15 protein-coding genes and 1 pseudogene are annotated in these 10,797 nt (G+C 45.2%); 2 read left to right on the top strand and 14 right to left on the bottom strand.

Annotated elements, in window-relative coordinates; translation table 11 throughout:
* Positions 1-517, bottom strand: a 517-nt coding sequence (gene mobF / locus RMO27_RS05050; RefSeq protein WP_309729929.1) for a MobF family relaxase, incomplete at its 3' end; no start/stop codon positions are given.
* Positions 518-849: 332 nt separating this feature from the next.
* Between mobF and RMO27_RS05045 the strand changes: the two genes are divergently transcribed.
* Positions 850-1,290 (top strand): hypothetical protein, encoded by a 441-nt coding sequence (locus RMO27_RS05045; RefSeq protein ID WP_309729926.1) that lies wholly within the window; start codon positions 850-852, stop codon positions 1,288-1,290.
* A 4-nt stretch (positions 1,291-1,294) separates the two neighbouring features.
* Positions 1,295-2,248, top strand: coding sequence for a ParM/StbA family protein (locus tag RMO27_RS05040; RefSeq protein WP_309729922.1), 954 nt, complete (start codon positions 1,295-1,297; stop codon positions 2,246-2,248).
* A 310-nt stretch (positions 2,249-2,558) separates the two neighbouring features.
* On the opposite strand, the gene RMO27_RS05035 is transcribed toward RMO27_RS05040, so the two are convergent.
* The 13 genes and pseudogenes from RMO27_RS05035 to RMO27_RS04975 all read right to left on the bottom strand — a co-directional run.
* Positions 2,559-2,996 carry a hypothetical protein gene (locus RMO27_RS05035; protein WP_309729919.1) on the bottom strand — a complete coding sequence of 146 codons (438 nt, stop codon included), beginning with the start codon at positions 2,994-2,996 and terminating at the stop codon, positions 2,559-2,561.
* A 75-nt stretch (positions 2,997-3,071) separates the two neighbouring features.
* Positions 3,072-3,335, bottom strand: coding sequence for a hypothetical protein (locus RMO27_RS05030; protein ID WP_309729916.1), 264 nt, complete (start codon positions 3,333-3,335; stop codon positions 3,072-3,074).
* Positions 3,336-3,478: 143 nt separating this feature from the next.
* Positions 3,479-4,528 carry a DUF932 domain-containing protein gene (locus RMO27_RS05025; protein WP_309729913.1) on the bottom strand — a complete coding sequence of 350 codons (1,050 nt, stop codon included), beginning with the start codon at positions 4,526-4,528 and terminating at the stop codon, positions 3,479-3,481.
* 132 nt (positions 4,529-4,660) lie between these two features.
* Positions 4,661-4,951 carry a helix-turn-helix transcriptional regulator gene (locus RMO27_RS05020; protein WP_309729910.1) on the bottom strand — a complete coding sequence of 97 codons (291 nt, stop codon included), beginning with the start codon at positions 4,949-4,951 and terminating at the stop codon, positions 4,661-4,663.
* A 1-nt stretch (position 4,952) separates the two neighbouring features.
* Positions 4,953-5,303: a type II toxin-antitoxin system RelE/ParE family toxin gene (locus RMO27_RS05015; protein WP_309729907.1), complete on the bottom strand. Its 351-nt coding sequence runs from the start codon at positions 5,301-5,303 to the stop codon at positions 4,953-4,955.
* Between the two features lie 109 nt (positions 5,304-5,412).
* Complete coding sequence (locus tag RMO27_RS05010) at positions 5,413-6,333, bottom strand: class I SAM-dependent methyltransferase (protein WP_309729904.1); 921 nt, start codon at positions 6,331-6,333, stop codon at positions 5,413-5,415.
* A gap of 90 nt (positions 6,334-6,423) precedes the next feature.
* The gene (locus tag RMO27_RS05005) at positions 6,424-6,867 is read right to left on the bottom strand and encodes a hypothetical protein (RefSeq protein ID WP_309729899.1); all 444 of its coding nucleotides are present in this window, start codon (positions 6,865-6,867) and stop codon (positions 6,424-6,426) included.
* 606 nt (positions 6,868-7,473) lie between these two features.
* Positions 7,474-7,833 (bottom strand): hypothetical protein, encoded by a 360-nt coding sequence (locus tag RMO27_RS05000; protein ID WP_309729894.1) that lies wholly within the window; start codon positions 7,831-7,833, stop codon positions 7,474-7,476.
* 104 nt (positions 7,834-7,937) lie between these two features.
* The gene (locus RMO27_RS04995; RefSeq protein WP_309729874.1) at positions 7,938-8,264 is read right to left on the bottom strand and encodes a hypothetical protein; all 327 of its coding nucleotides are present in this window, start codon (positions 8,262-8,264) and stop codon (positions 7,938-7,940) included.
* A 155-nt stretch (positions 8,265-8,419) separates the two neighbouring features.
* The gene (locus RMO27_RS04990; protein WP_309729871.1) at positions 8,420-8,824 is read right to left on the bottom strand and encodes a hypothetical protein; all 405 of its coding nucleotides are present in this window, start codon (positions 8,822-8,824) and stop codon (positions 8,420-8,422) included.
* A gap of 76 nt (positions 8,825-8,900) precedes the next feature.
* Positions 8,901-9,737, bottom strand: coding sequence for a DUF5895 domain-containing protein (locus RMO27_RS04985; RefSeq protein WP_309729868.1), 837 nt, complete (start codon positions 9,735-9,737; stop codon positions 8,901-8,903).
* Positions 9,738-9,849: 112 nt separating this feature from the next.
* The gene (locus RMO27_RS04980; protein ID WP_309729865.1) at positions 9,850-9,972 is read right to left on the bottom strand and encodes a hypothetical protein; all 123 of its coding nucleotides are present in this window, start codon (positions 9,970-9,972) and stop codon (positions 9,850-9,852) included.
* A gap of 177 nt (positions 9,973-10,149) precedes the next feature.
* A pseudogene (locus tag RMO27_RS04975) lies at positions 10,150-10,668 on the bottom strand (helix-hairpin-helix domain-containing protein); the annotation flags it as partial.
* Between the last annotated feature and the right edge of the window lie 129 nt (positions 10,669-10,797).

Genomic DNA, 10,797 nt, shown 5'->3' with positions numbered 1-10,797 from the left:
TCTCTGCTTGGGTTAGATTCATTAGCAAGGCGTGAGTATGCAGGTGCGGATCGAGTTCGCGACTCTCAATATGAGCGAACTGGGCAACCACTAGGTTTCCAGTTTTGACTTCTGCTACTTTCTTATCTTTGGTAATGCGGGTTTGCGCGTAGCGTTCTTCGATTAGTGCCAGAGTTTTCTCGACGGCAAGCCAATGGGCATTCTCTAATCGGGTATCCCCACCGACTAAAGCAGTTAGGCTCACAGATTTCGGGGCAGAAAAAGTAAAATCCGTTCCCGCACGGCGTTTGTCAGGGTCGCCTTTAGTACCGAGATATTTAGTCCCATCTGGCGATCGACCGTAGCAAATATGCTCGAATGATTCTCGTTGGTGAAGCCTGCGCCCAGCGCAATCGATTTCACCTTTTAAACCGAGCGCAGACGCACCTTTACCAAACCAACGAGTTTGCCCTCGCTCGTAATCGTCAGTGAAATACTGCACCGCCGTACTAGCTTTACAATTTTTTGCGGTTAGCATCCGTTTCTCTGTAACATTATTAGTTTTTGTTTTTACTACTTTCAACTCGATCTTGAAGCTATTTTGAGCATTAATTTCCTCATTCCTGTTATTATCGCTCAATTTACAGCTATTATAGTAAATGCGTACTGTGCGTAGACAAAGTAAGGCAAAGATTTCATTACGATCGGTTTTAGCCCCTTAGAAAGCAGCTAATAGTACCCTATTAGTCCTCTATAAAACTGGCATCTAATCTCGTGCTAAACCCCTAACAAACCCCTAATAAATCCCTAGCAAACCCTTGATAGCTTTCTATTAGACCCCTAAAAAAGTAGTAGATTGAATCTAGTCAAATGCCGCAATGGAAATGGACGATTTATGAGAGCAACGAATTGGATAAGTTGCTGTATGAATATTTAAAAAGCTGTAAGCGGATGAAGGATAACATCATCCAAGCTCTCGAAGCATTCTACTTCCCTTACGCGCTCAAACACATGGGAGCTTCACCGCTAGAAGTTCGCAAGGCTTACCAACGATCGATCGATACTCTACAGTCTCGAATTAGAATCATGTCTCTTGATGCAGATCTGCCAATTGACGAGAACACCATACATTCTGTAGATAAAGATCGTTCTAAGTTACACTATCGCCTACCACGGACTACATCCAATAACGCCCATGCCCATGTCGATCGGATCGACGTTCATGATGATGATTTCGCGATCGCTCCGAAAAAATTAGACATGGATATCGACAACCTCAACCAACAATTAGACGACACTGGAGAAAAATAGCCCGATGGAATACATATACGCGGTGATAGATTACGGTAGTAGCTCGCTCAAGTTTGCTTATAGCCAAGAACTCAACGAAAATCCTCAATACTTCATGATGGAACCTGAAGTCATTGAGATCCCTGCTACTGCGCTCGATGAATGTAGGAAAAAATTTAATACCGATCCAGTCGGACATGCTGTTGTCGGAATCGAAGGTCGTTACTATGCTGTCGGGGAATTAGCTCGAACTCGATTCCATTCGACGATGGATTATGACGCACCAAAAACTAATAATGCTATTTTGCGTACACTAGCAGCGGTAGCAGTGGCGGTACGACTGTGTAGAATTAAAGCTGGCAAAATTAGGTTATTCCTATGCTGTGTGCTGCCTCCTGGCGAACTGCTAGACCGCGACATTCTGGAGGACGATCTCAGACAGGCGTTGAAAAGCTTTGAAACTCCAATCGGCGAGCTGGGGATCTTTCTCAAGTACTTCAATTGCCATCCTGAAGGTGGCGGATTATTGTTGTTTTACCTACAGAATTGTGGCGATCTCAGTAATCGATCGGTAGGTGTCATCATGATGGGGCACAGGAATTCAAGCTGCTTTAAGGTCAAAAATGGCACCTATGGAATGTTTCGCTCTAGTAATTTAGGATTTATCAGGATGGTGAATAAAATTCGAGCGCGAACTTCGGGCTATAAAGATGATGACATTACTGTTGCAGTTGCAAGTTACTTACTCGGTAAAGAGCAGGATAAAGCACCACTAGTCAAACTCTTACTCAGAAACACAGAAACCGGACGGGAAAAGGAACTAGAGCGATTAATCGATGCGGTATCCTCAGCTAAGATGGAATTTTGGCATTCATTGAGCCAGTGGTTTGGGATCGAGCTGCCAAACATCGATGAAATTGTCTTTGGTGGAGGGGTCGGTCGAATATTTTTTGAGAAAATAGTTAATTACTTTAAATAGTTAATTACTTTGAACGGAAGTTACCTAAAGTCCCTGGAGAAGATTATCAGGCAATATATCTCAATGGGGGATTGATCTACCCCAAAAATACATCTATCCCTCCAGAGTTACAGGATAGATTTGCTGAAGTGCAATGCCTGTGGGAGAAAGATATCCTGGTAATTGCTAATGAATACTGGAGTGGCAAAGCGGTAAAAAAATAGACTCATCCAATTTGGATGAGCCTACTCAAAGCTAAGACAAATTAGCATGTAAATCTCTTCAGATTCATACTAATGTTCGGATAACAAAATTCGAGCTGACATTAGTTTTAGATAATAATCCCAGCCGCTACCATTTCTAGAACTTGGTCTACATATTGTTGCAAAACTTCCCAATTAATCCCGCAGTTAGCATCATGGTTGTCCATTGCCATTGTCAGTACCAATCGCGCTTGCTCTCGACTCAGATCTGAGTTAATCGAAAGCACATCGTCAACATGCCAGATCTTAGCAAAAGTATCATTACCACCCTCCAACATTTGGATATGTTCGATTACTGTTTCGATACTAATATCTCCCCAACATTCTCCGGCTTTGCCTTGTGTTACCTCTTGGATAACATAGCTATTATCTGCACTCGATTCAATTTGAACGAGTTTGAGATTTTTCAACTGAATCAATTTATTTCTTCCGTCAGAGCGGATGACAGAATAGTTAAGTTGATCGAGATATTCGTTGATAGTAATTTGGTAAGCTTCAAGTTTCATAGTTTTAGAAGAATTGGATGAGTTTTACGGTAATTCACAGCAATACTTAGATACTCAGCAGCCAAGATAGATCGCTCATACTAGACGAGCTAATTTTTCCTTGACTGATTCTAAAGGCTGAATTTGATTGTCTAGGTATTGACGATCGCCATAAAGATGAAACAATTCATCATCAATAGATTGAACTATTTCTACAATCTCTTTCTTGTCTGAATCATTCAGATCCTGACAAAGCAGCGGCAGATCATCTAAGCTGATTTTCTTGCCCTCAATAATACATGCATGAGATTGGATGAGCCTGACAATTTTCTCAACTTTTTTATTGTTCGATTCGTACATATTTATGTTGGTTTCCTAGAGATTGGATAAGGTGAGCGCATCCGATCGGATGTTCCAACTAATGAGTGGTAAAGAGACGCAAAAAAGCACCAATCCTGAGAATTGATGCTTCAGATGTTCGATCGAGTTGAATAGTACTCTAACTAATTCTGAGCGGTTGCTACCTCTCGCCATGCTGACTGAGGCAAGTAGAGAACGCTCGAACCCAGCCGCTCGACTTCAGTTGCCCGATCGTAGCTGTCGATATCTTCAGCAGTCCGAGTAACCGCATTCAACATGCCAAATCGAGACAAGTCACCAGAGCGAATCAAATGGTCGAGAACCGAACTCGATTCGTCACTGTTTAAGCCAATTGCTTTGGCGGTAAGCTCGACAGCCTTTGCCGAATGACCAGTGATGAGGTCATTCTTAGAGGCTTGCAGATCGGCAACAGCATTGCGGAAGGTGGTGATGCTAATTGCATTCCGCACTAGATCGCGAATCTTCAACTTGAAGGCGTTATCGATCGCTTGTACGGTATCAGAAGCATACAAATCGGTGCTTTCATTCGCACGACCCGCATGGTTCTTCCGCTGCTTGGCATCTTTGAGCGTCAAGCCATTGGTGCAAACTAGGCGGTAAATAAAGGGTTCGACCGAGATCGAGCCATTGCCTAGTTCGCCATTGGACAGCACGAATCCCGCTTGAACTGGGTCGCCGACGGAGATAGCAGCTTCAATGTTGGTGTTAATAACCTTCAAATACATCTTTTCCTCAGTGACGTTGCAGCTTGCGATCCGAATGCCATCACCCATTTCAGATAGCTCAGGCATTACCATCGCTAGGATCTCGTGATTGTCTACGATCCGATAGCGGTTGCTGAGGAACGCGCGCATTTGACCGCGTAAAGTACGAATCAGCGAGGTTTCGCCTTGCTTTTTAGCCAACCAATGATTGATGTTGGTTGACAACAGAGCGGGGGCCTCCGAGCGCATCCGATCGTAATAGGGCTTTGGAACCTGGATGCGGCTAGCCATTTGTGCGTGAGCGAAGTCTGTCGCTGGCATTTCTTCGCTGCCGTTATTGGTTTCGAGGTGAAAGTTGCCGTTGCCGAGCATACTCAAGCTAGAAGTTGGAGCGTGAAAGTCCCGCTTGGACTCTTGCTGTGCGGTGAGTTCTTCGGCGAGTTGGATGAGAGTAAGACCTGTTTTCACGATATTGTCCTCAAGAATAGTTATGGATACAAGAAAGCCGCCAAACCTAGATAGATTTAGCGGCACCATAGGTGAACTTCCAAATAACTGCGGCTCTGCCGCGTCCTGATGTAATCGATAATTTTTGCTTTTCTAAGCAGCTTTAGAAGTCACTGACACTCGAATGTCCATCCCAGCACGATCTAACATTTGTACGAGTTTATCGATACTAAACCTGTCGATGTCACCATTCATCAAATTACTGATTCGTGGCTGTGTTTCTTGAAAGAATGCTGCTGCTTCTGCCTGCGTCCAGTTTTCAGATTTGACAAATCTTTGGAGATTTATCATCAAATCCGCTCTGATTTTCAAGTTAATAGCTTCTTCATCTTCAAATCCTAAGTCTTTAAAGACGTTATCGCTGCCTTTGGTAATATTACTCATTTTAAATATTTTCCTCATTAATAATTTCGCGCTCTTGAAGCATCTGAAGATATCGCTTGCGACCGAGTTCAATATCTCCTTTTGCGGTCTTCTGAGTTTTCTTTTGAAAGGCATGAAGAATGTAAATAGCTTCTTCAAACTTGGCTACATAGAAGATCCGATAAGCATCTTCGGTTCTAATTCTAATTTCTTGGACTCCTTTTCCCACAACTGACATCGGTTTGAAGTCGGTGGGTTCTTCTCCTTGTTGAATCTTGCGTAGCTCAAATCCAGCCTTCCGCTTAGCATCTTCGGGGAAAGAACGAATGTCGTCTCGTGACGTACCAAGCCAATTAATGAGTTTGTCTTCCATCTTGATATTATACCTCATTTGGCATATTGGCTAGAAAAATAGCTACGATCGTCAGCTTCATCACTGCAAGTTTCGTTAGCAATTAGGGATACAACTAATTTATTCATAATCATTTGTTGACTTGAACGTGGTCGATGTAGGCATCCTTGCTAAACGGCGGATTCATTACCACGCGGTCGTAAATCGGTCGCGGCGTAGCCTCCAAGAAATCCCAACCGAGCGGTGGGAATCCCAGCAGCGTCAGTGCTTGACGGAGATCTGAATCGATCTCGAAAGAATCGACGACTAAAACTCCTAATTCGCGCACGGCAAGGCAAAGATCCCCTGCACCCGCACTCGGATCTAAAACCCGCTGCATGGGTTTTACGTTGGCGATTTCCAACATCCGATCGATTAACGCCTTCGGGGTGGGGAAGAAGTCGGGGACTTTCTGGTAGATCGCTTTACGTCGCAGTTCCATCGCTTGCTCGATAGATCGATCTATCTCAGGTGCCCGATTGCCAGAACATAAACTTTCTAGCAGTTCCACAGCGGCGATCGCTTCGTCCTTTGATTTGATGCCAAATTCCTTCAACCGCTCGACGATCGAGTAGTTGTAGGTATAGGAATCTTGCAGATATTTAGAATCCTCTTCGTACCAGCTTTGAATGGTGGCGAAGTCTTCTAGCTGCTTGCGGTTGACGATTTTCGCAAACCGATCTGGGCAGGTACCGTTGCGATGCGAATCAGCGAGTCCTTCAAGCCACCGCTGAACGATCGCTAGCTTTCGACCCTCATCGCGCATTCCGGCAGCAATACGAGTTCGACGAGCGGTTATATTTTGTTGCCCGATCGCTGGATTGAGCTTGTTGTCGATCGTCTTCTGCATTGCCGCTGCCAGATTTTCTAGCTTCTGAGCCAGTTTGAGGTTGGGTAGCGGCTTTGGCTGGGGGAAAGGATGCCACACCACTGGAGTCGGTTCGATTTGTGACGACGGTGCGACGATCTCGAATATGTTTAACTGCGCTGGGTTATCGATCGTTCTGGGCATAATTGGATAAATAATTGTGGATAGATAAGATCGAATAGCCCCAGTTATCAACTGATAACTGGGGCTATTTGCGTCGATGGCGAAGGAGTATCAAGCAGCAACAAGTTCGGTAGCGGCTTTCTTCTTGCTGCGGGTTGTCGAACTTTTGCGCTTTTTGGTTGCAGCAGCGGCGCCCTCTATGCCGGAGGAAACCCCCCGCCTAGAGTGCGACAAGACAGGGGCGACAACATCAACGGGAGCAGCATCTTCGCTCGGAACTGCGGGAGCGACAACATCGACGGGCGCGGTGGCAGGCAAGGCGACGACAGCAAGAACGCTCTCGATGCACAAGCCAACCGAGCTGATTTCGCCTTGGCGGAGCCAGAACTTGCCAGTAACGACAAGGTTGGCTTCGGGCACGAATATCTGCTGATTGACTTCGGTTGCATCCGCAGCGAACGGTACGCGCACATCGCCATCGATCGCAGTACCAGCGATTTTGCCATCTGCAAGCGCAGCGGTCAGGACGATGAGATTGGCAGTAGCAGTGTTCATGAGAAATCCTCCAATGGGTGAGTGGGTGGGCAAACGTGGAAAGAAAGCATAGCCCCAAGGGTTTGAGGCTGTTACGGTCTAGGGAAACAGTTGCAAATCCGAGACAGCAACTACAGGCTTGAAGCGATCGGTGTCGGGCAATGGCTCAAAGGTCAACTCGCCAGTGACAGCGATCGTGTTGTTCTTTTGAACTTTCTGGGCAGATCGAACCCAAGCTTCACCAATAAATTGGATGGCATATCAATCTTTACCATCGCTGTTAGTGACTCCTAAAGCAGCTTCGACAACTGGTAAACTATCAACGTTATTAGGTAAAGATTGAGGAGCGCGACCGATGCAACCGGAAATATTAACTAGCATGAGCAAAATCCTCCAAATGATGAGTGGGCGAAAATGAAGCTAAATGCTTCAGCAGGATTCGGCTTTGCCGACGTTCGATGTCGCTACGCATACGCAGCTTCTATCGATCGAACGTTGGCAAGTTGTCGAAAAATGCTGGGCCGATCGGGTGGACGGGGATTAGTGGCATAATCGATCGCCATAATCTTCGAGATGACATCCAAAATCGATGGAACGAACGCCTTGTAAAACGGGCATCAAATAGCTCTATCGATTGAATGCACGGAGGAGAGCGTAGCAATCGATAGTTAACTGTTGATGGCGATAGACTGATAGGTTGGTAACTTCAAGAGTCGAGCATTCGTACAACCAGTCTTGGCTCACCCAGGCTTTAAGAGAGCCATGCTCTTGCCAAGTCTTGACAAGGTTGATGTAGGTATCGATCTGTAAATGCCCACCGTGTGAGCGGAATTGAGTGAAAGTTCCAGAATCCAAAATCCAATTTTGGATTGGAAAAGGATTGCATCGAAAGAGCAGTCTGGGGGCAGAGATCGAGCAGTGGTGAAAATGCTTGGTACCACTTTCACCACTATTAAGTTGATGCCAACCAATGTAGAAATCAAGCATGACTAACAAAGATTTAAGAGAGTTGATACGAAAAAGCCGCCAAACCTAGTTAGATTTGGCGGCAATGGTTTGTTATATAAATTAGACAGTTAAGTCACCATTGGTTAGAATTTTTTCAATTCAGCCTTCAGATTTATCATCTCAGCCTTAACAACACTTAGCGTTTCCAACAGATTTTGATGAATGAATCTCTTGGATATACCATTTGGAGTATGGACGAGAATTTCACCATTTTCACTAACACAGAAGTAAACAGGAAGATCTTCAAAACTGGGATTGACAGAATATACAGAGACACGAAAATACACCACATCTCTTAACGAGTACAAATTGTATCTTGTGTATTTATGACGTTCTAATTTTCCGTCTAACAAGATGTCAGTCATTACTCGTCTTACTTCATGAATTTCTCGAAGCGTAATAATTGCCATAATTTCAGTAAATAGTGAATAGAGACCATAAAAAGCCACTGAATTAGAAATTCAGTGGCAAGAGAGAAAATGGTAAATCGACATCGAATGCGATGCTTCGATCGCTAGAGGATAATATCGATCGATAACATCGACAATTGACAGGACAGGTGGATTCATAGGTCTATTTTTAATTGTTTGGCAGTACAATCGATACCAAATTCCTCATTAAGCCAGCGATGACCATTTGTTAAAGACCGAATAACCTGACTCCAAGCCTCTCGATCTCTTTCGTCGATTCCATGCAGGTCGTAATATCGATTGAGTAGTTTGCCAGCTTTGATAATCGATGAATTAGCGTCGAATGCGATACCGTCCAACTTAGCTCGCACGCTATGTTTGGTTGCTGCATTACTGCGTTTCCAAAAGATAGAATTAGCAATTTTCCAGCGAGCTTCTAGTAACCTATAGGCGATCGTTAATTCCAAACCTGCCAAAATTAGTAGCTGCTCTTGTTGATAGTCTGGAAATCTTTCTAGGCTTTGCAAACTCGATCCGACTCCGGCTGTAGCGGGATACATAAACAAACTCCAAGAATAAAAAATGCCTCCAAACTCGCTGTGAGTTTGGAGGCTGGATGATGCGTTGATTCGATCGCTAGAACGGAATATCGCCGTCATTGTCATCGAGATCTTCGTCGCAAGGGAGTTCGGCTACGGGTTCGAGCTGGGCGATGGGCTTTGCAGCGGCGATAACTGCATCGCTAACTGAGATTCCCAGTAATAGCAGCACTCGATCTGCCAGCTCGTCGTTGCGACCGAGAAAGAAGTCCGTCCAGTCAGCCATCGTGGGAATGGTGTGACTGACGATCTTACAAGCTGGAGCCTTTTGACCGTTGTTACCAGCCAGTTCGCGCGCTACTTCAAACTCAAACACGCACAGGGCATTGAATTCGAGGTTTTTGGGACGCGCGGAGATGCCATTAGCCTGGGCATGGCACATCGTTACTTGGAGGAGCAACTGCTGGTAACGAGTAGCGAAAGTTGCTTGTGTAGCACTTTTCGCTACATACTGCAATTGGATCTCATGCATCGGCTGATTGTGACTGTCGAGTAGCAACACTTCAAAGATCTGCACGTTAGTAACGCCAGCTCGACCTTTATAGTCGTAGTACTTTCCCAGTAACTCTAGCTCTGGGATGCCACTATCGCTTTTGACAGTCCGTGCCGCTAGCAATGCGGACTTAGGTACCACCAGCATTCGCGGTTGGCGCAATAACAGACCGCGCTCGACAGCACCGCTAGAGAAGGTATAACTATCGAGAGTTTCTGGTGTATTTATCCAACTAGCTTTATTCATCTGCTCCAAGGAAATAAAGAATCCGCATTCGCCTGGATTCTCGCCACGGAGACTTTGTATATAAGGCAGTTTGGCATAGGGATTGCAGTATTCGGGAGCTGCAAAACGATCGCGGACGGGTTGAGAGTTAGTCATGATAACAACTCCTAAAGATATTGGATCGGTCAGATATATTCGGCTTTGCCGAGGACACGTAAAAAAACAGTTCGCAGATCGAGGGAGCTGCGAACTATTGAGGAACGATGGGTTAAGCAAATAATTCGTAATAGACTTCGATAATTGCTTCACCAACTGAAAATTGGCGAGATTCAAACTCGCCAGAACGCAAACAAATGAAGTGGCGGTAGGCAGTAATTAGGCGTGCGAACATATTGATTTCTCCTGGAAGGCTAAAGATTGCTATGAGCCACAAAACGCTCATCTAAATTCGGCTTTGCCGATGACTTCCTCGTAATTTGGAACTGTCAAAGACTTAGAAGTATTTGGGAATGAGCGATCGATCGGCTACGATCTCATCAGGTCTTTGGTATAAATAGTCAGGATGAACCAGCATCACCTCCTTAATCGCCTTCTGCTCGACCCAGGCGCGTTGAATCATCTTGACTCTTTTCTTCCCGATGCCTGGGACTTCAATTAATCGATCGCTATCTTGTTCGATAATTTCTAAAGTATCCAACGCGAAATGCGCCACAATCCGTTTGGCAGTAACGGGGCCGACTCCCTTAATCAAACCACTGCCCAGATATTTCTCAATCCCTGTCAGCGTCGCAGGTTTGGTTTCACTGTATTTGATAACCTGAAACTGTTGCCCGTATTGAAGATGTTCTTTCCAATTCCCCTGGAGTTGGAGAGTTTGTCCGGCTTGGATATTCGCAAAATTACCGACAATCGTGGTTAACTCGCGAGCGCGGGGTGATTGGAGCCGAGCGACTGTGTAGCCACTTTCTTCAGAATGAAAGGTAATCCGCTCTACTACCCCAGTCAGAGAAACCTGGGGTACAACTGAAGAATCGCCTGATGTGTTTGTCTGATAAGTGGACACTATAGATCTCGATCGGAGAGGCATGGAAAATAGTTCTCGACCGCCGCTAGGCGGCGCGCTTGCGCGATCGTGACGCTTTATGACAGCAATCCCAATCGAGCGGCATATAAAAGAATTAGCAATATTGTAAACAATGAGCTTGTTAGTATAACC

Source organism: Chamaesiphon sp. OTE_75_metabat_556, from assembly GCF_031378165.1.
Classification (GTDB): domain Bacteria; phylum Cyanobacteriota; class Cyanobacteriia; order Cyanobacteriales; family Chamaesiphonaceae; genus Chamaesiphon.
This window is presented reverse-complemented; position numbering and strand designations above follow the sequence as displayed.